General features: G+C 73.0%; 20 protein-coding genes. 5 read left to right on the forward strand and 15 right to left on the reverse strand.

Annotated elements, in window-relative coordinates; all coding sequences use genetic code 11:
• Positions 1-4: 4 nt before the first annotated feature.
• Entirely contained in the window at positions 5-937 is a 933-nt protein-coding gene (locus tag IF27_RS19335; RefSeq protein ID WP_190233027.1) for a LysR family transcriptional regulator, read from the reverse strand.
• A gap of 70 nt (positions 938-1,007) precedes the next feature.
• On the opposite strand from IF27_RS19335, the gene IF27_RS19340 reads away from it, so the two are divergent.
• Positions 1,008-2,198 carry a TDT family transporter gene (locus IF27_RS19340; protein ID WP_052850928.1) on the forward strand — a complete coding sequence of 397 codons (1,191 nt, stop codon included), beginning with the start codon at positions 1,008-1,010 and terminating at the stop codon, positions 2,196-2,198.
• Here IF27_RS19340 and IF27_RS19345 read toward each other — a convergent pair.
• From IF27_RS19345 to mftA, 13 genes are all read right to left on the reverse strand, one after another.
• Complete coding sequence (locus IF27_RS19345; protein ID WP_052850929.1) at positions 2,171-3,571, reverse strand: hypothetical protein; 1,401 nt, start codon at positions 3,569-3,571, stop codon at positions 2,171-2,173. The genes IF27_RS19340 and IF27_RS19345 overlap by 28 nt on opposite strands.
• Positions 3,572-3,874: 303 nt before the next feature.
• Positions 3,875-5,305 (reverse strand): hypothetical protein, encoded by a 1,431-nt coding sequence (locus IF27_RS19350; RefSeq protein WP_052850930.1) that lies wholly within the window; start codon positions 5,303-5,305, stop codon positions 3,875-3,877.
• 250 nt (positions 5,306-5,555) lie between these two features.
• Entirely contained in the window at positions 5,556-6,962 is a 1,407-nt protein-coding gene (mftF, locus tag IF27_RS19355; RefSeq protein WP_052850931.1) for a mycofactocin biosynthesis glycosyltransferase MftF, read from the reverse strand.
• Complete coding sequence (gene mftE / locus IF27_RS19360) at positions 6,959-7,714, reverse strand: mycofactocin biosynthesis peptidyl-dipeptidase MftE (protein ID WP_052850932.1); 756 nt, start codon at positions 7,712-7,714, stop codon at positions 6,959-6,961. Before mftE ends, mftF begins: the two co-directional genes overlap by 4 nt.
• A gap of 3 nt (positions 7,715-7,717) precedes the next feature.
• On the reverse strand, positions 7,718-8,914 hold the full coding sequence (gene mftD / locus IF27_RS19365) for a pre-mycofactocin synthase MftD (protein WP_052850933.1): 1,197 nt from the start codon (positions 8,912-8,914) through the stop codon (positions 7,718-7,720).
• Positions 8,915-8,949: 35 nt separating this feature from the next.
• Positions 8,950-9,828, reverse strand: coding sequence for a vWA domain-containing protein (locus IF27_RS19370; RefSeq protein WP_223291113.1), 879 nt, complete (start codon positions 9,826-9,828; stop codon positions 8,950-8,952).
• Between the two features lie 105 nt (positions 9,829-9,933).
• Positions 9,934-10,878 carry an AAA family ATPase gene (locus IF27_RS19375; protein WP_052850935.1) on the reverse strand — a complete coding sequence of 315 codons (945 nt, stop codon included), beginning with the start codon at positions 10,876-10,878 and terminating at the stop codon, positions 9,934-9,936.
• A 68-nt stretch (positions 10,879-10,946) separates the two neighbouring features.
• A complete protein-coding gene (locus tag IF27_RS19380) occupies positions 10,947-11,783 on the reverse strand; it encodes a mycofactocin-coupled SDR family oxidoreductase (RefSeq protein WP_052850936.1) in 837 nt (278 codons plus the stop codon).
• A 37-nt stretch (positions 11,784-11,820) separates the two neighbouring features.
• Positions 11,821-12,654 carry a mycofactocin-coupled SDR family oxidoreductase gene (locus tag IF27_RS19385; RefSeq protein WP_052850937.1) on the reverse strand — a complete coding sequence of 278 codons (834 nt, stop codon included), beginning with the start codon at positions 12,652-12,654 and terminating at the stop codon, positions 11,821-11,823.
• Positions 12,655-12,717: 63 nt separating this feature from the next.
• On the reverse strand, positions 12,718-13,551 hold the full coding sequence (locus tag IF27_RS19390) for a mycofactocin-coupled SDR family oxidoreductase (protein ID WP_052850938.1): 834 nt from the start codon (positions 13,549-13,551) through the stop codon (positions 12,718-12,720).
• 81 nt (positions 13,552-13,632) lie between these two features.
• Positions 13,633-14,889, reverse strand: coding sequence for a mycofactocin radical SAM maturase (mftC, locus tag IF27_RS19395; protein WP_052850939.1), 1,257 nt, complete (start codon positions 14,887-14,889; stop codon positions 13,633-13,635).
• Positions 14,886-15,155, reverse strand: coding sequence for a mycofactocin biosynthesis chaperone MftB (mftB, locus tag IF27_RS19400; RefSeq protein WP_052851098.1), 270 nt, complete (start codon positions 15,153-15,155; stop codon positions 14,886-14,888). Before mftB ends, mftC begins: the two co-directional genes overlap by 4 nt.
• A gap of 16 nt (positions 15,156-15,171) precedes the next feature.
• Complete coding sequence (mftA, locus tag IF27_RS30405; protein WP_110946050.1) at positions 15,172-15,315, reverse strand: mycofactocin precursor MftA; 144 nt, start codon at positions 15,313-15,315, stop codon at positions 15,172-15,174.
• A 113-nt stretch (positions 15,316-15,428) separates the two neighbouring features.
• On the opposite strand from mftA, the gene mftR reads away from it, so the two are divergent.
• The gene (mftR, locus tag IF27_RS31605) at positions 15,429-16,049 is read left to right on the forward strand and encodes a mycofactocin system transcriptional regulator (protein WP_052850940.1); all 621 of its coding nucleotides are present in this window, start codon (positions 15,429-15,431) and stop codon (positions 16,047-16,049) included.
• Positions 16,046-17,620, forward strand: coding sequence for a mycofactocin dehydrogenase MftG (mftG, locus tag IF27_RS19410; protein ID WP_052850941.1), 1,575 nt, complete (start codon positions 16,046-16,048; stop codon positions 17,618-17,620). The genes mftR and mftG overlap by 4 nt, the downstream gene beginning before the upstream one ends.
• 52 nt (positions 17,621-17,672) lie before the next feature.
• Here the strand turns inward: mftG and IF27_RS19415 are convergent, their stop codons facing one another.
• Positions 17,673-18,488: a mycofactocin-coupled SDR family oxidoreductase gene (locus tag IF27_RS19415; RefSeq protein ID WP_052850942.1), complete on the reverse strand. Its 816-nt coding sequence runs from the start codon at positions 18,486-18,488 to the stop codon at positions 17,673-17,675.
• Between the two features lie 721 nt (positions 18,489-19,209).
• On the opposite strand from IF27_RS19415, the gene IF27_RS19420 reads away from it, so the two are divergent.
• Together IF27_RS19420 and IF27_RS19425 are read left to right on the forward strand one after the other, a co-directional pair.
• On the forward strand, positions 19,210-19,800 hold the full coding sequence (locus tag IF27_RS19420; RefSeq protein ID WP_052850943.1) for a TetR/AcrR family transcriptional regulator: 591 nt from the start codon (positions 19,210-19,212) through the stop codon (positions 19,798-19,800).
• A 336-nt stretch (positions 19,801-20,136) separates the two neighbouring features.
• Positions 20,137-24,150 (forward strand): discoidin domain-containing protein, encoded by a 4,014-nt coding sequence (locus tag IF27_RS19425; protein ID WP_052850944.1) that lies wholly within the window; start codon positions 20,137-20,139, stop codon positions 24,148-24,150.
• Positions 24,151-24,162 lie beyond the last annotated feature (12 nt).

A 24,162-nucleotide genomic window follows, 5' to 3' on the forward strand; every position in this document is an offset into this window, starting at 1 on the left:
GCGCCTAGCCCGCCGGGTCGTCCAGCGATGCCGAGCGGCGCGCGATGGCGGCCAGCGTGCGCGGCGTGCCGGTGAGCGCCTGGCCCGCCGGGTGGACGACGCGCAGCTCGCGCGTCAGGTCGAGCGCGACGACGGGCACGCGGATCAGCGTGCCCGCCGCCAGTTCCGCCGCCACGGCCAGCGAGCTGAGGACGGCAGGGCCCACGCCCTCGGCGACGGCCGCCTTGATGGCCGTGGTCGAGGACAGTTCGAGGAGCGGCTCCTCCAGCGGACGGTCCGTGCCCCGCCGCAGCGCCCGCTCCAGGGCGCGCCTGGTGCCCGAGCCGCGCTCCCGGCTGACGAGGGCGGTCGCGGCCAGCTCGTCGGCCGTGATGCCCGAGCGGCGGCGCGCCCAGCGGTGGCCCGGCCTGACGATGACGGTCAGCGTGTCCCGGCCGACCGTCGCGGCGGTCAGCCCTGCGGGCACGTCGGGGCCCTCCACGAACCCGAGCCGCGCCTCGCCCGCCAGGACGGCGGCGGCCACGTCGTCCGAGTTGCCCGTCGTCAGCGCGACCGACGCGCCCTCTGCCGACGGGCGCAGCGCGGCGAGCCAGTGGGGGAGGAGGTATTCGGCGACGGTGAGGCTGGCCGCGACCGGGACGCGGCTCTCGCGCGTGCGGCGCAGCGAGGTGATGCCGACGTCGAGGGCCGCCGCCGCGCCGACGGCCGTGCGCGCCCAGTCCGCGACGAGGGCGCCGTCGCGGGTGAGGCGGGAGCCGCGGGCCGTGCGGTCGAGCAGGGCGATGCCGAGGCCGCGTTCGAGACCGCTGAGGCGGGCGCTGGCCGTCGGCTGCGTGATGGCGTGCGCGCGGGCCGCTGCCCCGATGCTGCCCAGCTCGGCGACGGACAGCAGCAGGTCGAAGGCGGACAGGTCGGACACTCGGTGCGGCAGGGGCATAGGCCCAGTCTATGGACGCATCGGGGATCGACCCCTGCCGGAGCGCGCCGCCCGGGGGCAGGCTCGACGTATGCCCCACCGCTCGCCCCGCCCCGCCCGCGACCTGCCGCGTCACCTCGCCCCCAACTGGTACGCGTCGGTGATGGGCACGGGCATCGTCGCCGTCGCCGCCGTGACGCTGCCCGTCCACGTGCCGGGGCTGCGGGCCGCCGCGACCGTCGTGTGGGCGCTGGCCGCCGCGCTGCTCGTCGCGCTCACCGCGCTCGCCGCCGTCCACGGCCGCCGCCGGGCCGCCGCGCACGCCGACCACCCCGTGATGGCGCACTTCTGGGGCGCGCCGCCCATGGCGCTGATGACGGTGGGGGCCGGGACGCTCACGCTGGGCTCGGACTGGATCGGCGCCCGCGCCGCCGTCGCCGTGGCCACGGCGCTGTGGTGCGCGGGCACGGCGCTCGGGCTGCTGGTCGCCGTGGCCATACCGCTGCGGGCCGTGACGCGCCACGCCGTCGCGCCCGACGCGGCGTTCGGCGGCTGGCTGATGCCCGTCGTGCCGCCCATGGTCTCGGCCGCCACCGGCGCGCTGCTCGTGCCGCACGCGCCCGCCGGGCAGGTCAGGCTGACGCTGCTGCTGGGCTGCTACGCGCTGTTCGGCGTCAGCCTGCTGGCCGCGCTGCTCGTCACCGCGCAGCTGTGGGACCGCCTCACGCACCACGGCCCCGGCCCGGCCGGGATGGTGCCGACGCTGTGGATCGTCCTCGGCCCGCTCGGCCAGTCCGTGACCGCCGCGAACGCGCTGGGCGACGCCGCGCGGCACGTCCTGCCGGGCCCGTACGCCACCGGCGCCGAGGTGTTCGGGCTGCTGTACGGGCTGCCGGTCTGGGGGTTCGCGATGCTGTGGCTCGCGCTCGCCGCGACCCTCACCGCGCGGACGGCACGGACGGCGCGCGGCGGGCTGCCGTTCTCCCTCACCTGGTGGAGCTTCACGTTCCCGCTCGGCACCTGCGTCACCGGCACGAGCGCCCTCGCCGCGCGCACGGGCGCGACGGCCTTCGAGGCCGCGGCCGTCGCGCTGTACGCGGCGCTGGTGTGCGCGTGGGCGACGGTCGCCACCCGCACGGCGCGGGCCGCCGCGCGCGGCACACTGTTCCCCGCCCCGACGCCGACCCCGCCCCCGGCCCGCTCGCGCGTGGACGGACCCCTCGGCGTCCGCGCCGAAAGGCAGTTGACGGCCCGTCAGTCGGGCGGCAGCGGCACCTGGTAGCGCGGCAGCAGCGGCTGGACCGCCGCCTCCAGGTCGCTGTGGTCCATCTGGACGTCCATCGGCGACGAGCCGCGCCCCGACGCCACGGCGTCGTAGTCGTACATGCCGATGCGCGTCACGTGGTCGCGCGCCGTGTCGTACCGGCTCTCGCCGCGCTCCTCGTCCGGGAGGTCGTCCGGGTACGTCGTGCCCGAGGTGACGAGGGAGGCCGCGCCCACGCTGTTCTCCCACTGCTGGTCGAACAGCCGGTAGGCGAACTCCTTGTCGGCCAGCAGCCCGGCGGACGCCTCCGGGCTGCGCGCCACCGTCTCCAGCAGCCGGTCCGCGCCCGGGTTGGGCACCCCGCCCCGGTACTCCTCGTTGCGGGTGTACAACTCCTGCGTGTACAGGGCGGAGTCGCCCATCTCGCGGGCCATCAGGTCGCTCGGCGGGATCGTCGCCTGGGACAGGAACAGCGCGACGTCGTCGTAACTCTGCAGGTACTCCCGGCCGTCGCTCGCGCCCGGGTCCAGGGCCGCGCCGTTCTCGTGGTAACGCGGGCGCAGCAGGTCGAGTTCGTTCGGCAGGACGGTGTAGTCCTGCCCGGTGCCGAGGCGTTCTGGGTCGTTCAGCAGCATGATGCCGTTGGCGAGCGTCTCGGCCGGGGTCCGTTCGGTGCCGGAGATGGACGCCCAGCCCGGCATGCCGGGGTAGACCGCGGGTGCGTCGGCCCCCGCGCGCCCGATGGCGACGAGCTGCCCCTCCTCGATGTTGTTGAGGAAGACGTCCAGGTACTCCCGCTCCGCGGCGGTCAGGGTCCGTCCGCCCTCGGAGGCGTCGATCAGCGACTGGAGCGTGCCGAGGTACGGGCGCATCGCCCCGGTGTCCCCGGGGTCGGCCGCGCTGATCTGCTCGGCCGCGAAACGGGCCATCTCCTCGGACGTCCACAGGTCCATCGGCCCGCCGGACAGGTCGTAGCCGAGGCCGCCGAGTTGCGTGCCGTAGTCCATGAGGAGGTGCCGGTACTCGGCGACGATCCCGACCAGCGCCTCCTGCGTGGTCACGGCGGCCTCGCCGACCGCCTCGACGTAGTACGCCTTGATCCGCTGCGCGAGGGCCGGGGGCGCGGTGTACTCAGGGCCGTACAGTTCGGCGACGGTCTCGTTGTGGTACTCGACCACCAGACCGGCGCTCGGGTCGTACGGGTTGATGCTGCGGGCGAAGTCCCGCCAGTGCGCCCACTCGTACTCGGCCGAGTCCTGGCTGCCCTCCAGCCAGTCGGTCAGACTGCGGTCGGGATGCGCCTCGCCGCTGTCGATGACGCGCTGCATCTCGGTGACGGTGTCGGTGGCGGCGGTGCGGGACTGGGTGATCAGGCGGGAGACCTGTTCCATGGCCGAGCCGTCGTCCTGTCGCCCCTGCCCCTGAGCCAGCTCTCGACGTCCGCCTTACCGAATGACACCTCGGACACAGACAACCCCTCACGCTCCGACCGGCCTCCCCGGGATGCTAGGCAGAATGTCGCGTCCGTCAAAGGAAACTCCGCCCGCTTGAGGCGAACTTGAGCGAATTCACTGCCGTGACCGTTGCGCGGGGCCGTGAACCGGTCGTTACGTCCCGACATCAGGCGAAAGGTCGGAGGCAGGTGTTTCCCGGAGGCGAAGCCCCGGGGAAACACCGGGGCGGGCGCCGACCGGTCAGTCGGGCAGCGGCTCCTCGCGACGCGGCACCAGCGCGTCCACCGCCCGCATCAGAGCGTCGTGGTCCGTCTCGACGTCCCTCGGGATCGGGCCGCGCCCCCGTTCGACCGCGTCGTGGTCGTCCGTCCCGACGCGCGTGACGTGGTCGCGCGCCGTGGCGTACGCGCTCTCGCCGCGCCGGTCGGTGGGGAGGTCGTTCGGGTAGGTCGTGCCCGAGGTGACGAGGGAGGCCGCGCCCGCGCTGTTCTCCCACTGCTGGTCGAACAGCCGGTCGGTGAACTTCCTGTCGGCGAGCAGCCCGGCGGACGCCTCGGGGTTGCGCGCCACCGTCTCCAGCAGCCGGTTCGCCCCCGAGGTGGGCACGCTGCCCCGGTACTCCTCGTGCCGTATGTACAACTCCTGTGTGTACAGGGCGGAGTCGGCCATCTCGCGGGCCATCAGGTCGCTCGGCGGGATCGTCGCCTGCGAGAGGAACAGCGCGACGTCGTCGTGGTCCCGCAGGTACTCAAGGCCGTCCTCCGCGCCCGGGTCGAGCGCGTCGCCGTTCTCGTCGTGGCGCGGGCGCAGCAGGTCGAGACCTTCCGGCAGCACGACGGAGTCCTGGTCCGTGCCCGTGCGCGCGGGGTCGTTCAGCAGCATGACCGCGTCGGCGAGCACCCCGGCCGGGCTGCGTTCCGTGCCGGAGAGTGAGGCCCAGCCGGGCATGCCGGGGTAGACCTGCGCCCCGTCGGCCTCCGAGCGGGCGATGCGCGCGAACGTGTTCCCCGAGATCCCTTCGAGGAGGCCCGTCATGTAGTCCCGCTCGGCGGCGGTCAGGGTCCGGCCGCTCCGCGCGGCGTCGATCAGCGACTGGAGCGGGCCGAGGAGGCGCAGGAGCGCCTCGGCGTCGTCGTATCCGTTCGTGTTGATCTGCTCGGCCGTGTAGCGGGCCATCTCCTCGTTCGTCCACAGGTCCATCGGCCCGGCGGAGAGGTCGTAGCCCGCGTCGGCGAGCTGTGTGCCGTAGTCCATGAGGCGGTGCCGGTAGTCGGCGACGATCTCCACCAGCGTCTCCTGCGTGGTCACGGCGGCCAGGGCCGTGTCATCGAGGTAGAACTCCCTGATCCGGTGCGCCAGGGCCGGGGGAGCGGCGTACTCGGGGCCGTACACCTCGGCGACCTTCACGCCGTCGAAGTCCACGCCGAGCCCGCCCTCCGGAGCGTCGCTCCCGAGGGGATAGGCGTCCTTGCGCCAGGTGGCCCATCGCTCCTCCGCGGCCCCCCGGTTGATCTCCAGCACGCCGGTCAGACCGTGATCGGCGTGTTCCTCGCCGTCGTCGATGACGCGCTGCATCTCGGTGACGGTGTCGGTGGCGGCGGTGCGGGACTGGGTGATCAGGCGGGAGACCTGTTCCATGGCCGAGCCGTCGTCCTGGCCGGGCCTCGACATCCGCCTTACCGAACGACACCTGGGACACGGGTCAACTCCTCGCCGTCAGCGACGCTTTCTCGGGTCCTGGGCACGGCCACGCGCCTCGCTGTGCCGAGGGAACTTCGCAGGTCTGCGGAGGACCCGGAAATGTTCGCACCAAGAAAGATCGCTGTGAATCCGTTTCCCGTCGGTTTCCGAGGTTGTCAACAGACGCCTCCCGGCGGGTGTTTCCCGGAAGCGAAGCCCCGGGGGAACACCCGCCGCGCCGTCAGGACCGGCCGCGCCGCCGCCGGGTGAGCCGCGGGCGCAGCGCCGCCGTCGAGCGGCCCCGCGCCGCCGACAGCCACACGCCCGCGCCGTACGCCAGGTCGTCCAGCCGCCGCGCCACCGCGAACCGCGCCAGGTCGAGGTTCGCCCCGTCCTTGCGGTATTCGAGGGCGATGTCCGTCAGCGCCGCGACGGCCGCCGCGCGCCGCACCCGCGAGGAGACGACGCAGCCCACCGCCGTCAGCGGCCACCAGTGCCTGGTCAGCAGATTGCCCGCCTGCGACAGCGCGGCGACGCTCCCGTTCGCCGTCAGCCAGGCGGCGAGCCGTACCGGGCGCTCCGCGCGGTCCAGCTTGCGCGCGATGCGCAGCGTCGTCCCCGCGTAGATCGCCGCCGCCGCGGGGACGGACCAGCGCCGCTGCGCCAGCAGCGCCACGATCAGCGCCGTGCTCCACGGCGCGAGGATCGCCGGGGCGATGTACTCCGGGTGCCGCCGCGCCAGCGGATGCGCGCCCGTCCCGTAGACGGCCTTGCGCGTGAACCAGTCGCCGAACCGCGTCCGGTGCTCGTGCCACGCGACGACGGACGGCTCGTACCTGATACGCCCGCCGCGCTCCAGCACGCGCCAGCCCAGGTCCACGTCCTCGCCGACGCGCATCGTCGCGTCGAAGCCGTCGCCCAGCGCGTCCACGCGCGCGACGACGCAGGCCGTCGAGGCCCAGGCCACCGGCGTGCCCGGCCTGACGGCCGCCGGGTCGCCGCCCAGGTCGAGCGACGAGCGGGTGTCCTCGTACCGGCCGAGCCAGCCCTCGGCGCCCTCGGTGCGCAGCCCGGTGATCCGGGGCACGGCCATGGCGACGCGGGGATCGGCGAAGTGCCGCAGCAGCGCGGGGACGGTCTCCTCGGGCAGGACGATGTCGGAGTCCACGAGGACGACGTACGGCGTCGTGACCAGCCGCAGCCCGGCGTTGCGCGCCCCGCCGGGGCCGACGTTGACGGTGAGCGCGACGAGGCGCGCGCCGTGCTTCGCGGCGACGTCGGCGATGTCGGACGCCCGGCGCGACGCGTCGTCCACGACGATCACCTCGTGCCCGATGCCGATGCTGGCGAGCAGCCGGTCGAGTTCGTCGGGGCGGTCGCGCACGGGGACGACGAACGTCCAGCGCGCGTCCGGCTGCGGCGGCAGTTCGGCCAGCACCGGGTTGGCCATCCCCGCCTCCAGCAGCCGCTCGGCCAGCACGGCGCTCGCGCGGTCGGTGACGCGGACGGTGCGGCCCGTCAGCAGCGGGCGGGCGCGCGGCGTGAGGCTCAGCAGCCGGGTGGGGAAGCCGCCGAGGAGCGCCGCCCCGCCGTCCACGACGCGGGTCCTGCGGTCGAGTGTCACGGTGAAGCCGAGGGGGAGCGTCATACGGGCCCGTCCCCCGGTCCGCCCGGTCCGCCCGGTTCGACCAGGCGGCCGTGCGGCCCGACGGCGCCGCCCGCGACGCGGCGGGCGATCTTGGCCACGATGCGCTCCATGATCCGTGCTCCTTCGTCGGCGGACGCACCGGCCGGGTCGCCCAGCACGCCCGAGGGCGAGAGGGCCAGGACACCACGGTCCCTCAGGTCGGGCAGTATCTCGGCGATCGGCCGCGTGTCGCCCGCCACCGCGTCGGCCAGGCGCACCTCGTCGGGCGCCAGGTGCAGCATGAGCGACGTCTCGGTGCGGCCCGCGTGCGCGTCGCCGCCCGACACGGCGCACAGCGTCCACGCCACGTCGTGCCCCTCCTCGCGCAGCGCGGGCACGGCGTCGGCCAGCGTCGGGACGTTGCCGCCGTGCCCGTTCAGGAAGACGACCCGGTCCGCCCACAGCGCGAGCGACCTGACCGTCTCCACCAGCACGGTGCGCAGCGCCTCGTGGCCGATCGACACCGTGCCGGGGAAACCGGCGTGCTCCCCGCTCGCGCCGTACGCGAGCGCCGGGGCGACCAGCGGCGGCGCGGGCGAGGCCAGCGCCGGGTGGGCCGCGACCGCGCGGGTCACGGCCCGCGCCACGACGGTGTCGGTCGTCAGCGGCAGGTGCGGCCCGTGCTGCTCGGTCGAGCCGACCGGGACGAGGACGAGCGCCGCGCGCGGGACGGACGGCCAGACCGCCCGCGCCAACTCGTCGGGTGCCGCCACCGGTCAGGCGCCCGCGCGGACCGACGCGCCGCCCAGCGTGCGGGTGAAGCCGTCCGGGATCACCAGGTCGTCGGGCGACAGGTCGTGCACCGACCGGTGCCCGAGCCCGAGGACCGCCGAGTCGAGGCCGCCGCGCAGGATGTCCAGCACGTTCTCCACCCCTGCCTGCCCGTTGGCCGCGAGGCCCCACAGGTAGGCGCGGCCGATCATCACCGCGCGGGCGCCGAGCGCCAGGGCCTTCGCGACGTCGCCGCCGCGCCGTACCCCGCCGTCGAGCACGACCTCGATCTGCTCGCCGACCGCCTCGGCGATCGACGGCAGTACCCGGATCGTCGCCGGGGTGGTGTCGAGGTTGTTGCCGCCGTGGTTGGAGACGGAGATCGCGGTCACGCCCGCGTCCACGGCGCGCTTGGCGTCGTCCACCCGCGTCACGCCCTTCAGCATGAAGGGGCCGCCCCACTGCTCGCGCAGCCACTCCAGGTCCTCCCAGGTGGGAGGGGGCGTCTGCATCCACTCGTAGTAGGCGCCGAAGAACGTGGGCGCGGCGCCGCCGGGCGGCTGGAGGTTCGGCGCGGTCAGGTCGGGGATGCGGCCCGTCTTGCCGAACGTCCAGAGCCAGCGCGGGTGCGGCAGCACGTTCGGCGCGAACTTGACCATCGTCTTCAGGTCCACCTTCTCCGGGATGGAGGGGCTGCCCCAGTCGCGGCCGTTGGAGAACGACCAGTCGAGCGTGGCGATCAGGGCCTTCGCCCCGGCCGCCCGCGCGCGCTCCATCCGCTGGATCATCGCGTCGCGCGTGCCCGTCCAGTACATCTGGAAGAACACGTTGTCGTTCACCGCCGCGACGTCCTCGACGGACCGGCTGGCGAACGAGCTGAGGCCCATGATGACGCCCCGGTTCGCGGCGGCGCGCGAGACGGCCACCTCGCCGTCCGGGTGCACGGCCTGCACGCCCGTGGGGGAGATCAGCACCGGCATGGACGTCTCGACGCCCAGCACCGTCGTGGACAGGTCACGCTCGGCGTGGTGGCCGATCACGCGGGGCGCGAAGCCCAGTTCGCCGAACGCGTCCATGTTGTCGCCGATGGTCCTGCCGCGCTCGGAACCGGCGACCAGGGCGCCGTAGACGGCGCTCGGCAGCCGCTTCTTGGCACGGCGCTGCGCCTCAAGAACGGTCTCGAACCATGGATTCTGGAACATTGCTCTCTTCACCTCGTGCGGGGGATTCTGCTCGGTCAGGTACGGAAGATGTCGCCAAGCGCCGGGGCGATGCCGTGGTGCGTGCGGACGGCGTGGTACGTGCCGCGTCCGGCGCGGGCCAGCTCGGCACCCAGCTCCTCGTCCTTCTCCCCGCTCGCGTCCAGGAGTACGTCGAGCCGGGGCAGCCGTGCGGCGAACGGGCGGGGATCGGGGCCCGCGTTGTGCACGCAGTCCGACAGCAGGAGGACGCGCGCCCCGCGCGGCGGGGCGGACGCCAGCTGCTGCGCGGCGAGCCGCAGCGGGAAGGCGACGTTGGTGAGGCCGCGGGCCGGGATGCGCAGCATCGCGTCCAGCAGCTCCATCGGCCGGATGGGGTCGCCCAGCTTCAGCAGGAGCGCCGCGTCGGACCAGAACGCGACGACGGCGAGCGCGTCACGCTCCAGCTCGGCGGCGAGCGCGCCCACGGTGGCGGCGGCCGTGCGGACCCGTTCGCCCTTCATCGAGCCGGACAGATCGACGGCCAGGACGACGGAGCGCGGCGTGCGGGCCGGTTCGCGGACGAAGATGTCCTCGTCCTCGGGCACCGGGTGCTCGGCCAGGCTCTCCAGCGTCCGGTCGAGGTCGATGTCGTCGCTGCCGCCCCGGTAGGGCAGGGTGACGGGCCGCCCGCCGGGGCGGCGTGCGGTGGACGCGCGCTGCGGCCTCGGCAGGGAGAGGCGCGCGGCGATGGCGCGGGCGCGCGCCCGTACCTCGGGGGCGACGGCCTGGGTCGCGTCGTCGGCCGGGAGCAGCCGTCCGTCCTCGTCGGTGAAACCGGCGGCGGCACCGGCCGGGGGTGTGCGGCGGGCGGACGCGGCGCCGCGTGGCTGGGCGCGCAGCAGCGTCCCCCCGGCGCCCCCGACGGCTTCGAACACGGTCGGCTCCTCGTCCAGTCGCTTGGGGGTACGGCGCAGTGGCCGTCGTGCGGGCGGTGTCGTCGCGGACGTCCGGCGGACCGGCGAGTCGGCGGCGACAGCTCTTCATCCCGGCTGCGCCGCCGCCGGGTTGAGGATGAAACGGTCCTCCCAGATCTGGCGCAGGACGCGTTCAGGGGTGGTCTCGGCGGCGTCGTCGAGCCGGATGCGGCCGGAGAGGGCGACGGTCATCGCGTCGTAGAACATCTCCGGGTAGCGCGCGTCGTCGGGCCCGGTCACGCCGCGCAGCGCGGCGAGCTGGTGCGCGACGAGCGCCAGGTCGATCGCGCCGCGCACGCTGCTGCCCTGCCGTACGTCGGGGTGCGTGCGCGTCGCGCGCGTGACGGCGACGGCGTCGGGCGTGGCGCGGCGGGCGAGGGCGTCGCCGAGCCCCGAGCGCAGGGCGACGATGCCCTCCTCGGCGGTGGCGTCCTGGTAGTCCACGACGATGCGGTTGAGCCGGTCGGAGACGCTGGTGGACAGCCGGGTGGTGCCGACGTTGTCGTACGGGTTCATCGAGGCGATGACGCGGAACGACGGCTCGGCCGTGACGAGACCGACGCGCGGCACCTCGACGGCGCGGTCGGCCATCGCCGTGAGCAGCGTGTTGAGGGTGTCCTCGGGGGCGCGGTTGAACTCCTCTATGTAGAGGAAGCCGCCCGCGCGCATCGCGGCGACGAGGGGTCCTGGCACGAACGTGTCCGCCGAGTAGTCCTCGCGCAGGACGCGCGCCGGGTTGTGGTGGCCGACGAGCTTGGCGGGCGTCAGGTCGGCGTTGCCCTCCACGAACAGCAGGGGGATGCCCCACTCCTCGGTGATGGCCTTCAGCATGGTCGTCTTGCTGGTGCCGGGCGGGCCCTCCAGCACGAGGTCACGGCCCGCCGCCACCGCCGCGAGCGCGAGTTCCAGCTCGCGCCCGCGGCCGACGAGGCGCGCGGCGATCCGCTGCCGGGCCGCCTCGACGCCTGGCTGTGCCGCCGAGGTGTCACGTTGCTGCCCGGGAGATGTCATCGTCGTGGTCCTTGTCGTGGTGGGTGGTGGGTGGTGGGTGGTGGTGGTCGGTCGTCAGAGCAGGGCGGTCACTTGGTGAGCTGGCCCGCGTCCACGGGCAGCGTCACGCCGGTGACGTAGCGGGCCTCGTCCGAGGCGAGCCACAGCACGGCGTTGGAGATGTCCACGGCCTCCACCCAGGGGATCTCCAGGACGGTGAGGCTCCCGAAGCGCGGGGCAAGCGCCTCGCGGGTCCGCCCCTCGGCGGGCAGGTCGGGCGCGAACAGCTCGTACATCGCCTCGTTCTGGATCATGTCCGTGTCCACGGCGGTGGGATGCACCGAGTTGACGCGGATGCGGTCCTGGCCGAGTTCGAGGGCGAGGGTGCGCATGAGGCCGACGACGCCGTGCTTCGCGGCGCTGTAGTGGCCGGTGTTCTGCGAGGCGCTGAGCCCGGCGGTCGAACTGGTGAGGATGACGGAGCCGCCCTGCCCGCCCGCCCGCAGATGCGGCACGGCGGCCTTCACCGAGCGCCAGACGCCGGTGAGGTTGACGTCGATCATGTCGGTGAACGTCGTGTCGTCCATCGTCTCCAGCTGGCCCTGACTGAAGATGCCCGCGTTGGCCACGACGATGTCGAGCCGCCCGAGCTGGGCCACGCCGTCGTCCACGGCCTTCTTGACCTGCTCGAAGTCACGGACGTCCGCCTGCGTGGCGACGATCCTGCGGTCCAGGGCCTCGACCTGGCGTACGGTCTCGGCGAGATCCTCGGGTGTCGCCATCGGGTAGGGCACCGTGTCCATCTGCGCCGCGATGTCCACGGCGATGATGTCGGCGCCCTCCTGGGCGAGCCGTATCGCGTGGCTGCGGCCCTGTCCGCGGGCGGCACCCGTGACGAACGCTACTTTTCCTTCTACACGCCCCATTGCGTGTCCTCCTTGTCAATCGGTACGGCGGTGCTGGTCACTTGAGGAGGTTGCCGGCGTCCACCGGCAGCGGGACGCCGGTGATGTAGCGGGCCTCGTCGGAGGCCAGGAACAGGACGGCGTTGGAGATGTCAACGGACTCGACCCACGGGATGGGCAGCGCCAGGAGGGACTGGGAGGCGGCGCCGAAGTCCTCGCGCGTCGGGTTCTCCAGGTCGGGCCTGAACAGCCGGTAGGTGGACTCGTTCTGGATCATGTCGGTGTCCACCTGCGTCGGATTCACCGTGTTGACGCGGATGTTGTGGCGGCCGAGTTCGAGGGTGAGCGTGCGCATCAGGCCGACGACGCCGTGCTTCGCCGCCACGTAGTGCGCCGAGTTCTCGTAACCACGCAGCCCCGCCTCTGAGCTGGTGAGGATGATCGAACCGCCCTCGCCGTGCGCCTTGATATGGGGGACGGCCGCCGTGACGGTCTTCCACACCCCGCTCAGGTTGACGTCGAGCACGGTGGACCAGGTGTCCTCCTCGATGTCCTCGGCCTGCGCCGGGGTCGTGAGGATGCCCGCGTTGGCGACGACGATGTCGAGCCGCCCCAGCTGGGCCACGCCGTCGGCGACGACTTCGCGCAGCCTGGCGAGGTCGCGGACGTCGGCCTTGGTGGCGACGATCCGGCGGTCCAGCGCCTCGACCTGGCGTACGGTCTTCGCCAGGTCCTCGGCCGTGGCCCCCGCGTACGGGGTGCCGGGTACGTCCTCGCAGTTGTCGATCGCGATGATGTCGGCGCCCTCCTGGGCGAGCCGTATCGCGTGGCTGCGGCCCTGGCCGCGGGCGGCGCCGGTGACGAACGCTACTTTTCCTTCCACACGCCCCATTGCGTGTCCTCCTCGTTCAGATAAAAGTGCTCACGGATATCGGTATGTCCCGTGCCCGCGCGGTCACTTGAGGTAGTTCCCCGCGTCCACGGGAAGGGGGACGCCGGTGATGTAGCGGGCCTCGTCCGAGGCCAGGAACAGGACGGCGTTGGAGATGTCAACGGACTCCACCCACGGGATGGGCAGCGCCATCAGCGACTGGGAGGCGGCGGCGAAGTCGTCCTTCGTCGGGTTCTCCAGGTCGGGCCTGAACAGCCGGTAGATCGCGTCGTTCTGGATCATGTCCGTGTCCACCTGCGTCGGATGGACGCTGTTGACGCGGATCTTGTGACGGCCCAGCTCCAGGGTCAGGGTCCGCATCAGGCCGACGACGCCGTGCTTCGCGGAGACGTAGTGCGCCGTGTTCTCGTACCCGCGCAGCCCCGCCTCCGAGCTGGTGAGGATGATCGAGCCGCCCTCGCCGTGCGCCTTGAGGTGCGGCAGCGCGGCGGTCACGGTCTTCCACACGCCGCTCAGGTTGACGTCGATCATCGTGGACCAGGCGTCCTCCGACAGCTCGTCCGCCGTCAACGGGTCGGTGGAGATGCCCGCGTTGGCGACGACGATGTCGAGCCGCCCGAGCTGGGCCACGCCGTCGGCGACGACTTCGCGCAGCCTGGCGAGGTCGCGGACGTCGGCCTTCGCGGCGACGATCCGGCGGTCCAGCGCCTCGACCTCGCGGACGGTCTCGGCCAGGTCCTCGGCCGTGGCGCCCGGGTACGACGTCCCCGGCACCGTCTCGCAGATGTCCACGGCGATGATGTCGGCGCCCTCCTGGGCCAGCCGTATCGCGTGGCTACGGCCGTGGCCACGGGCCGCACCCGTGACGAAAGCCACCTTTCCTTCTACACGCCCCATTGCATGTACCTTTCATGAAATTTCGCCGGTGCCGAGGCAGCGGGTGCCCCGGCCGGGACACCGGCCGGGGTCCTGCCTGTCTCAGTCCGGCCGGTAACCGGCGAGCGGGCTCTCCGCGCACGCGCTGACCGGCGGCCGGTCGGCCTCCCGGCGGCGCGTGAGGGTCACCGGCACGGGACCGGTCCGCCGCCCGGCGGCCGGTGCGGTGCGGTGCGAGTGGTCCTGCGAGGGCTTCGGCAGCGCGGACCCGTCGCCGTCACGGGCGGCGAGCAGCTGCTCGCCGTACCCCTGCACGCACTCGGGGTCGGGGCCGTCGAGCGGCAGCCCGGTGAAGAACTTGGCCGCCATGCACCCGCCCTTGCAGGTGTCGAAGAACTGGCACGATGTGCAGGCGCCGCCCGACTGCGGCTCGCGCAGCCGCCGGAACAGCTCGGAGCCGCCCCAGACCCCGGCGAAGCCGCCGGGCTGCCTGATGTTCCCTGCCAGGAACTCGTCGTGGATCGCGAACGGGCAGGCGTACACGTCGCCGACCGGGTCGATCAGGCACACGACACGGCCCGCGCCGCACAGGTTGAGCCCCGGCAGCGCCTCGCCGTAGGCGGACAGGTGGAAGAACGAGTCGCCCGTCAGCACGCTGTCGCCGTGCGCCAGCAGCCAGTCGTACAGCTCACGCTGCTGCGCGGCGGTCGGGTGCAGTTCGTCCCAGACGTCGGCGCCGCGCCCCGAGGGCCGCAGGCGGGTCAGGCGCAGCTGCGCGCCGTAGCGGTCGGCGATCTCCTTGAACGCGTCCATCTGCGGGATGTTGTGCCGGGTGCAGACGACGGAGAGCTTGAAGTTCTTCATGCCCGCGTCGCGCAGGTTGGCCATCGCGCGGATCGCGGTGTCGTAGGAACCGGCGCCGCGTACGTGGTCGTTGACGTCGGCCGTCGCGCCGTCCAGCGAGATCTGCACGTCGAGGTAGTCGTTCCCGGCGAGGCGCGTGGCGACCTCGGGGGTGATGCGGACCCCGTTGGTGGAGAACTTGACGCCGACGTGGTGGGCGGTGGCGTAGTCCACCAGCTCCCAGAAGTCGGGCCTGACGGTGGGCTCGCCACCGCCGATGTTCACGTAGAAGACCTGCATGCGCTCCAGCTCGTCGATGACGGCCTTGGCCTCGTCGGTCGTCAGCTCGCGGGGGTCGCGGCGGCCCGAGCTGGAGAGGCAGTGGGTGCAGGAGAGATTGCAGGCGTAGGTGAGTTCCCAGGTCAGGCAGATGGGCGCGTCGAGTCCGTACTCGAACAGGTCCACCAGGCGTGCGGGGCCCGGGGTGGGGGTGACGGTGGCGGGCACCGTGGTCATACGGACGTCCTTTCCACAACCATCGACGACGCGGCGAGCGTCGCGAGGGCGCGGCCGTACCGGGGTGCCTCGGCCTCCGGGATCCCGGCGGCCGAGCAGGCGGCGCGTACGGTGGGCGCGTCCGCCAGGCCCTGGACCACCGCCAGGAGGCGGCGGTCCTTGAGGAACGAGAGCTTGCGCGTGCCGAAGTGGTAGAGCAGCGCGCCGAAGGGTTCGGGCCGCACCGAGACCTGCGGGTGCAGGTCCCAGGCGCGGTCGATGTCCATGTCGCTCACGCGGCGCTCAGTAGACGCCGCACATGCCGTCGATCGAGACCTCTTCGACAAGGTCGTCGGCCTCGATCAGCGTGTCCTCGGTGGTCAGGGGGGCGGCGGCCTCGTCGATGGTCGCGACGGCGCCGGACTGCTCGGACGGGAGGTCGTTCATACCATGCTCCTTAAGAGGCGTGAGGACGCCTGCCGCACGGTCCGCGGCCGGCGTCCGGCCTGATAATCGCAACAGTAATGGCACCCGGTGTCAAATGGAAGAAGGAAGCTCCCGTGACCTCATCGGCCGACGTCCCGCAGCCCGCCCCCCGCGCCGGGAGGCAGCCCGCGACGTCGGTGACCGAGATCGGCCATGTCGCCCTCCAGCTCTTCGTCCAGGGCGGCTTCGCCGAGACGACCGTGGACGACATAGCCACCGCCTGCGGCATAGGACGGCGCACGTTCTTCCGGTACTTCAAGTCCAAGAACGACGTGCCGTGGGGCGACTTCGACGCCCTCGTGGAGCGGATGCGCGCCCACCTGGCCGGGATGCCCCCGGACGTCCCGCTGCTCGACGCGCTGCGCGCCGCCGTCGTCCGGTTCAACGAGTTCCCGCCCGAGGAGGTCGAGTACCACCGCCGCCGCATGGCGCTGCTGCTCAGCGTCCCCAGCCTCGTCGCCCACTCCACGCTGCGCTACGCGGCGTGGCGGCAGGTCATCGCCGAGTACGCGGCCCGGCGCCTCGGCGAGCCGGAGGACGCCCTGCGGCCCCAGGTGATCGCCTGGACCTTCCTCGCCGCGTCGCTGTCCGCCTACGAGGAGTGGCTGCGCCACGAGGACACCCAGCTGCCCGAGCTGTTCGTCGCGGCCTTCGCCGTGCTGGACGAGACCTTCCGCGACGGCGGCGCCAGGTGAGCCCCCCGGACGGCCGCATCCCCGACGTGCTCGTCGTCGGCGCGGGCGGGGCCGGGGCGCCGCTGGCCGCGCGGCTGAGCGAGGACGCCGACCGGCGCGTCGTCCTGCTGGAGGCCGGGCCCGCGCCCCGGCACGCCGCCGACTTCGCCCCGGAACTGCTCGACGCCCGCCTCGTCCCCGGCGCACGCCCCGGCCACCCCGGCAGCCTCCCGTACCCGGCGCACCTGACACCCGAGCGGCCGTACACCGTCGTCCGGGGGCGCTTCCTCGGCGGCTCGACCACCGTCAACGGCGGGTACTTCGTCCGCCCCAGGCGCGCCGACCTCGACCGCTGGGCGGCGGCGGGCGGACCCGCCTGGAGCTGGGAGAACGTCCTGCCCCTGCTGCGCCGCCTGGAGACCGACCTCGACTTCGGCGCCACTCCCGTGCACGGCGGCGCCGGGCCCGTCCGCGTGCGCCGCCCCCGGCTCGACCACCCGGCGGCCGAGGCGTTCCGCGCGGCGGCGGCCGAGCTGGGCCACCCCGACGAGCCCGACAAGAACGACCAGGGCCCGCCCGGCTTCGGGCCCGTGCCCTCCAACGCCGTGGACGGCGTGCGCGTCAACACCGCGCTCGCCTACCTGCTCGACGCGGGCTCCCGGCCGAACCTCACGGTCCTCGGCGGCGCCACCGTGCTGCGCGTCCTCATCGGGAACGGCCGCGCCACCGGCGTCGAGATCGCGCGCGGCGGCACGCGGGAGATCCTGCGCGCGGGCGAAGTCGTCCTGTGCGCAGGGGCGTTCGGCACGCCGCACCTGCTCCAGCTCTCCGGCGTCGGCCCGCGCGCCGACCTGGAGCGGCACGGCGTCCCCGTCGCCCTGGACGCCCCCGGCGTCGGCGCCCGCTTCAGCGACCACCCGCAGATCGTCGTCGAGTGGACGCCGTCCCGCGCGCTGCCGCCGCCGCGCGACAACTGGCTCGCCGGGGCCCTGAACCTCACCTCGGGCGACGGCGCGCACACCGGCGACATCGAGATCCTCCAGTCCCTCGTGCCCATGGCGGGGCTGGTCGCCGGGGTGCACGACCTGCCGGGCGCGCCGCTGCCGTTCCTGGTCTCCGTGCAGACGCCCGTCGCCCGCGGCTCGCTGCGCCTGGCCTCGGCCGACCCGACCGTGACGCCCCGCATCGACTACGGCTACCTCACCACGGCGGACGACCGGCGGCGCATGCGCGAGGCGACGCGGGCGGCGGCCGACCTGATCGGGACCCGCGCGTTCCGTCACCTCACCGCGGGGCCGCCCGCACACGGCCCGGACACACTGCGCGGCGCGCTCGGCGACGACCGCGCGCTCGACGCGTGGGTGCGCGCCCGCCTCGGCACGTCGGTCCACGCCTGCGGCGGCACGCCCATGGGCCCGGCGGACGACCCAGGGGCCGTCACCGACGGGTACGGGCGCGTGCACGGCGTGCGGGGGCTGCGCGTCGCCGACACGTCGATCCTGCCGACCGCGCCGCTGCGCGGACCCGCCGCGTCCGCCGTGCTCGTCGGCGAGCTGGTCGCGGACGCGATGCGGCGGGGCCCGGACGCGTGATCCCGCACGCCCTGCGCGGGCGTGCGGGACCTGTGGGGGAGTGCGGGGCGGCTCAGAAGTACTGCGAGCCACCGTCGATGCTGATGTGCTCCGAGGTGATGAAGGCGGACTCGTCCGAGGCGAGGAACGCGACGGTGGCCGCGATCTCCTCGGGCTCGGCCGCCCACTGCGGCAGGAACGGCGTGCCCATCTGGTTCAGCGGCGGGTTCGTCCGGCCCGCCGCCTCCAGCTCCGACTGCATGGAGCCCGAGCCCATCGGGGTGTTGACCGCGCCCGGGTGGATGCTGTTGACGCGGATCTTGTACTTGCCCAGCTCGGCGGCGAACGCCCTGGTCATGCCGGTGACGGCGTGCTTGCTGGCCGTGTAGTGGACCATGAACGGCTGGACCTTCTTGCCCGCGTAGCTGCTGGTCAGGATGATCGAGCCGCCCCCGCCGTCCACCAGGTGCTGCACCCCCGCCATGACGGTGTTCCACACGCCGACGACGTTGATGTCCATCGTGTCCTGGAAGACCTCGGGCGTCGTCTGGTCCCAGGTGGCGGGGACGCAGATGCCCGCGTTCCCGACGATCACGTCGAGCCGTCCCAGCTCGGCCACCGCGCCGTCCACGACGGAGCGCAGCGACGCGAGATCCCGTACGTCGCAGCGCTCGGCGACGATGCGGCGGTCCTGCGCCTCGACCAGCCGGACCGTCTCCTCCAGGTCGGCGGGGGTGGGCGAGTCGTACGGCACGTGCGGCAGCGGCCCGGCGATGTCGATCGCCACGATGTCCGCGCCCTCGCTCGCCAGCCGCACGGCGTGCGCCCGGCCCTGCCCGCGCGCGGCTCCCGTGATGAAGGCGACCTTGCCGGTCAGTCTCCCAGCCATGGTGGTTCCTCTTTCCTGCGTGCTGTGGTTCCTCCGTGCTGTCGCGGGACCCGCGCGGCGCGGGTCCGCGGCATCGGCGGGGCGGCTCCCCACCGGAAACAGGCGCAGCCTACGCGCACCTTCGAACACAGGAGTCACACAGTTCCCACCAATCCCGGACGCGACCCGGACGGCCGTCACGCGGGTGGGGCGCGGGCGGGCGCCCCGGCGGCGGGGGAAAGGGAACGGTTGTGTGAATGCGCGAAGAGGGGGACGCGGGGGCCGGGCCGCGTTCCTCAGCCCCGGGTGGCGCGAGGCCGTGAACCGCCCGCCGTGCCGGGCCGAGTCGGCGTCGTATTGCCGCATCCGCCCTGTTCCCCCGGCGAGTTGAGGCGGGGCGACGGCCTGCCCTCCGTCCACGCGCGGCACGGCCGCTCCGCCGCGTCGCCCGGGGCGGGGGCCGGTCCTGCCGCCGCGCCGATTCGCGTACGCGTACCGGCGAACCGGCTGACGTCCGCCGCCCGTCGGCCGAACTGCGCCGAGAGGCCGTCCCGTTCACGTATGACGGCCCACAAAGCCGCCTCGCCGCACGGTGTTTCCGCCTCGCGGAGCCCGGCGGGCGAGGTGCGCCAACCCCACGTCAGCCCCGGTGGAAAACGGGCGAACAGAGCTACGATACGGACGATCCCCCGGCGGGCCTGGGCCCGTGCACCGACGCCCTCCACGAGAGCGGACCGTACCCATGGCGACACCAGCTGACCGTGTCGGCGCCGACACGACGCAGGACCGGCCGCTGCGTGCCGACGCGCGCCGCAACCGCGCCCACATCCTCGATGTCGCCCGTGACGCCTTCGCCGGTGAGGGGCTGTCCGTCCCCGTCCAGGAGATCGCACGCCGCGCCGGGGTCGGCACCGGTACCGTCAGCCGTCATTTCCCCACCAAGGAAGCCCTGTTCGTCGCCGTCCTCAGCGACCGGTTCACGCGCCACGTCCAGCGCGCCCACGCCCTCGCGGACACCGCGGAGCCCGGCGAGGCGTTCCTGTCGTACTTCGCCTTCCTCGTCCAGGAGGCGGCCCTCGACCGCGGGCTCGCCGACGCGATGCGGGGCGCGGGCTTCGACTTCGCGTCCATCACCGCGGACCCGGCGCGCGACGTGCCCGGGGCCCTGCGTGAACTCCTGCTGCGCGCACAGAAGTCGGGCGGCGTCCGCGCCGACATCGACATGGCCGACGTCAGCGCGATGCTCATCGGCTGCCTCTCCCGCGCGGCCGACGACGCGGGACGCCGCCGCGTGGTCGAGGTCGTGCTCGCGGGCCTGCGCGCCGCGGGCTGAGCGGCGGGACGCCGGTCCCGGCCTTACGCAATCGGTACGTAATTTCCTTGCGTCGTTTGCGGGTTGACGCGCCCGCCCTGTCAAGACCGTATGTAAGCGCCAGTTCACGCGGCCGGGCGCGCTTGCGTCCCCCCGGCGACACCGGGGCCCTCCCCGTCGCCCACCCGGTTTCTCCCCTGCGCGAACGGTGGACAGGCCCCCAGTTGGCTGCAACTCTCTGACGGAAATCCGCAAAATCATGTACATGACCGCGCACAAAGCAGAACCACGGGGACCACCTGTCACCAGGGCCGCGACCCCCCGCGCAGCCGCGCAGGGGCCGGAGATTGGGGATCAATGAGAGGCCAACGTTCCAGAGCGCGCGCGCTGACCGCCGCTCTGGTCGCGATGTTCATGGTGCTGACCGGCATGTCGGTCGGAGCCGCGACCGCCGCGGCCGACAACGTGGGGGCGGGCAAGACCGCCACCGCAAGCAGCTCCAACAACCCGTACAACGCCCCCAACATCACCGACGGCAACCAGGCCACCTACTGGGAGAGCGCCGGAGCCGCCTACCCGCAGTGGGCCCAGGTCGATCTCGGCGCGACCACCCGCGTCAAGGAGGTCACGCTCAAGCTCCCCACCACCTGGGAACGCCGCACGCAGACCCTCTCGGTCCTCGGCAGCCTCACCGGCTCCGGCTACACCACCCTGGCCGCCTCCGCCACCCATGTCTTCGACCCGGCCAGCCGCAACACGGTGACGATCCCCCTGCACGACGTGCAGGCGCGCTACGTCCGCGTGGAGATCACGAACAACACCGGCTGGGGCGCCGCGCAGCTCTCCGAGCTTGAGGTCCACAACTCGGAGGAGTCGGGCGAGAACCTGGCGACCGCCGCCACCTTCGCCGCCAGCAGCAGCTCCCAGAACAACGCCCCTGGCAGCGCCAAGGACGGCGACCGCAACACCTTCTGGCAGAGCGCCGGCGGCTTCCCCCAGTGGCTGCGCGCCGACCTCGGCTCCTCGCGCGCCGTCAACCGCGTCGTCCTGCGCGTGCCCTCCTCCTGGAGCGCCCGCACGCAGACCCTGAAGCTCCAGGCCAGCGACAACGGCACGACCTTCACCGACCTGACGGCAGAGCAAGTGCTCCGCTTCGACAACGCGAGCGGCGGCAACTCCGTCACCCTCGCGTTCGACAGCACGACCACCCGCTACGTCCGCGTCCTCGTCTCCGCCAACAGCGGCTTCAACGGCGCGCAGATCGGCGAACTGGAGATCTACGGCACGCAGTCCGGCGACACCCAGGCCCCGACGGCGCCGGGCAACCTCGCCCTGACCGAGCCCTCGCCAGGACAGATCCGCCTCACCTGGTCCGCGTCCACCGACAACACCGGCGTCGCGGGCTACGACATCTACGTCAACAACACGCTGCGCTCCCGCGTCGCCGGGAACGTCACCTCCTTCACCGACACGCAGCCGACCGGCACGACGCTGACGTACCACGTCCGCGCCCGTGACGCCGTCGGCAACCAGTCGCCGAACAGCGCCTCCGTCACCCGCCGCGCGGGCGGCTCGGGCGACGCGCGCGAGCTGGCCCAGGGCAAGCCGATCACGGCCTCGTCCTTCGTCCACACCTTCATCGCCACCAACGCCAACGACGGCAACACCGCCACCTACTGGGAGGGCGGCTCCGGCGCCTACCCGGGTCTCCTGACCGTCGCGCTCGGCCCGGCGGCCGACCTGACCTCCGTCACGGTCCGCCTCAACCCCGGCAACGAGTGGGGCCCGCGCACCCAGCGCTTCGCCGTCCTCGGCCGCGCCACCGCCACCGGCGCCTTCACGACGCTCGCCGCGGCGGCCGACTACCAGTTCTCCCCGGCCACCGGCAACTCCGTCACCATCCCGGTGAGCGGACGCGCCACGGACGTGCGCCTGTCCTTCACCTCCAACACCGGCGCCCCCGCCGGTCAGGTCGCCGAGCTGCTCGTCCACGGCGAGCCCGCCCCGGCGCCCGACCTCGACGTCTCGGCCATCACCTCCGACCCGGCGGCTCCCCTGGAGTCCGACGACATCGAGCTGACCGCGACCGTCCGCAACACCGGCCCCCTCGCCTCCCCGGCCACCGAGGTCTCCTTCCTCGTGGACGAGGACGGCGTCGCCACCGCCACCGTGCCCGCCATCGCGGCAGGTGCCACGGCCAACGTCAGCGCCAGCATCGGCGAACTCACCGAGGGCGAGCACACGGTGGCCGCCGAGGTGGACCCGGACAACGAGGTCGCCGAGCAGAACGAGGCCAACAACACCTTCGAGCGTCCCGCGCCGCTCGTCGTCGAGCCGGTGCCCAGCTCCGACCTCGTCGTCACGGCCCTGTCCTCCGACCCCTCGACGCCCAGCGCCGGGGACCAGGTCACCTTCAGCGCCCGCCTGGAGAACCGCGGCACCCTCGCCTCGGCCGGTGGCGCCCACCCCATCACCCTGACGCTGGTCAACTCGGACGGCGCCACCGTCCGCACCCAGACCGGCACCTTCACCGGCGCCATCGCCCCCGGCGCCACCTCCGGCGTCGTCAGCCTCGGCAACTGGACCGCCACGGACGGCAGCTTCACGCTGTCGGCCGCCGTCGCCGCCGACGCCAACGAGATCCCGGTCAAGCGCCAGAACAACACGACCAGCCGCGCCATCGCGGTCGGCCGCGGCGCCCACATGCCGTACACCACCTACGAGGCGGAGGACGCCAGGACCGGCGGCGGCGCGACCGTCATCGGCCCGAACCGTGACGTCGGCCACCTCGCGGGCGAGGCGTCGGGCCGTCGCGCCGTCACCCTCGACGCGAACGGCGAGTACGTCGAGTTCACCACCCGCGGCGCCACCAACACCCTGGTGACCCGCTTCTCCATCCCCGACGCCGCGGGCGGCGGCGGCATCAACAGCACGCTCAACGTCTACGTGAACGGCCAGTTCAGCGAGACGCTCTCCCTCACCTCGCGCTACGCCTGGCTGTACGGCAACGAGGCGAGCCCCGGCAACTCCCCGTCGGCGGGCGGGCCGCGTCACATCTATGACGAGGCCAACCTGATGTTCGACCAGACCATCCCGGCGGGCAGCACCATCCGTCTCCAGAAGGACGCGGCCAACTCCTCGCAGTACACGATCGACTTCATCGACACGGAGCAGGTCTCCGTGCTCCCCAACCCCGACCCGGCGCGCTTCGTCACCCCGGCCGGCTTCGGCCACCAGGACGTGCAGAACGCCCTGGACCGGGTCCGCATGGACACCACCGGCACCCTGACCGGCGTCTACCTGCCGCCGGGCGACTACCAGACCTCCAGCAAGTTCCAGGTCTACGGCAAGCCGGTCGAGGTCGTCGGCGCGGGCGTCTGGTACACCCGCTTCCACGCGCCCTCCACGCAGTCCAACACCGACATCGGCTTCCGGGCCGAGGCACAGGCGGCGGGTTCGCGCTTCGCGCACTTCGCCTACTTCGGCAACTACGACTCGCGCATCGACGGCCCCGGCAAGGTGTTCGACTTCTCGAACGTCGCGGACATCGAGATCACGGACATCTGGAACGAGCACATGGTCTGCCTCTACTGGGGCGCCAACACGGACCGCATCACCATCAGCGACTCCCGCATCCGCAACATGTTCGCCGACGGCGTCAACATGACCAACGGCAGCACGCACAACACCGTCGCCAACAACGAGGCACGCGCCACGGGTGACGACAGCTTCGCGCTCTTCTCGGCGATCGACGCGGGCGGCGCCGACGAGCACAGCAACGTCTACGAGAACCTGACGTCGCTGCTGACCTGGCGCGCGGCCGGTGTCGCCGTCTACGGCGGCTACGACAACGTGTTCCGCAACATCCGCATCGCCGACACCCTGGTCTACTCGGGCATCACCATCAGCTCGCTGGACTTCGGCTACCCGATGAACGGCTTCGGCACCATCCCGACCCGCTTCGAGAACATCACCATCGAACGGTCGGGCGGCCACTTCTGGGGCGACCAGGTCTTCCCCGGCATCTGGGTCTTCTCGGCGTCCAAGGTCTTCCAGGGCATCAGGGTCAACGACGTGGACATCATCGACCCCACGTACGTCGGCATCATGTTCCAGACCAACTACGTCGGTGGCCAGGCGCAGTTCCCGGTGGCGGACACGATCTTCACGGACGTCTCCATCTCCGGCGCACGGCGCAGCGGTGACCGCTACGACCACAAGTCGGGCATCGCGGTGTGGGCCAACGAGAGCGCCGAGCCCGGCCAGGGCCCGGCGGTCGGCCAGGCCACGTTCAACAACCTGACGCTCACCAACAACGCGGAGAACTTCCGCAACAACACGACCACCTTCCGGTTCATCGTCAACGACTAGCGCCACCGCACC

The organism is Streptomyces avicenniae (assembly GCF_000719135.1).
Lineage (GTDB): Bacteria > Actinomycetota > Actinomycetes > Streptomycetales > Streptomycetaceae > Streptomyces > Streptomyces avicenniae.

Bases quoted from the DNA above. Each gene is read 5' to 3' on its own strand.
- IF27_RS19375 (WP_052850935.1), bottom strand. From the start codon at position 10,878: ATGACATCTCCCGGGCAGCAACGTGACACCTCGGCGGCACAGCCAGGC.
- IF27_RS19415 (WP_052850942.1), bottom strand. From the start codon at position 18,488: ATGGCTGGGAGACTGACCGGCAAGGTCGCCTTCATCACGGGAGCCGCG.
- IF27_RS19350 (WP_052850930.1), bottom strand. From the start codon at position 5,305: ATGTCGAGGCCCGGCCAGGACGACGGCTCGGCCATGGAACAGGTCTCC.
- IF27_RS19390 (WP_052850938.1), bottom strand. From the start codon at position 13,551: ATGGGGCGTGTAGAAGGAAAGGTGGCTTTCGTCACGGGTGCGGCCCGT.
- IF27_RS19420 (WP_052850943.1), top strand. From the start codon at position 19,210: ATGGCGACACCAGCTGACCGTGTCGGCGCCGACACGACGCAGGACCGG.
- IF27_RS19385 (WP_052850937.1), bottom strand. From the start codon at position 12,654: ATGGGGCGTGTGGAAGGAAAAGTAGCGTTCGTCACCGGCGCCGCCCGC.
- IF27_RS19340 (WP_052850928.1), top strand. From the start codon at position 1,008: ATGCCCCACCGCTCGCCCCGCCCCGCCCGCGACCTGCCGCGTCACCTC.
- IF27_RS19335 (WP_190233027.1), bottom strand. From the start codon at position 937: ATGCCCCTGCCGCACCGAGTGTCCGACCTGTCCGCCTTCGACCTGCTG.
- IF27_RS19345 (WP_052850929.1), bottom strand. From the start codon at position 3,571: ATGGAACAGGTCTCCCGCCTGATCACCCAGTCCCGCACCGCCGCCACC.
- IF27_RS19425 (WP_052850944.1), top strand. From the start codon at position 20,137: ATGAGAGGCCAACGTTCCAGAGCGCGCGCGCTGACCGCCGCTCTGGTC.
- IF27_RS19380 (WP_052850936.1), bottom strand. From the start codon at position 11,783: ATGGGGCGTGTAGAAGGAAAAGTAGCGTTCGTCACGGGTGCCGCCCGC.
- mftD (WP_052850933.1), bottom strand. From the start codon at position 8,914: ATGTTCCAGAATCCATGGTTCGAGACCGTTCTTGAGGCGCAGCGCCGT.
- mftC (WP_052850939.1), bottom strand. From the start codon at position 14,889: ATGACCACGGTGCCCGCCACCGTCACCCCCACCCCGGGCCCCGCACGC.
- mftA (WP_110946050.1), bottom strand. From the start codon at position 15,315: ATGAACGACCTCCCGTCCGAGCAGTCCGGCGCCGTCGCGACCATCGAC.
- mftB (WP_052851098.1), bottom strand. From the start codon at position 15,155: ATGGACATCGACCGCGCCTGGGACCTGCACCCGCAGGTCTCGGTGCGG.
- mftF (WP_052850931.1), bottom strand. From the start codon at position 6,962: ATGACGCTCCCCCTCGGCTTCACCGTGACACTCGACCGCAGGACCCGC.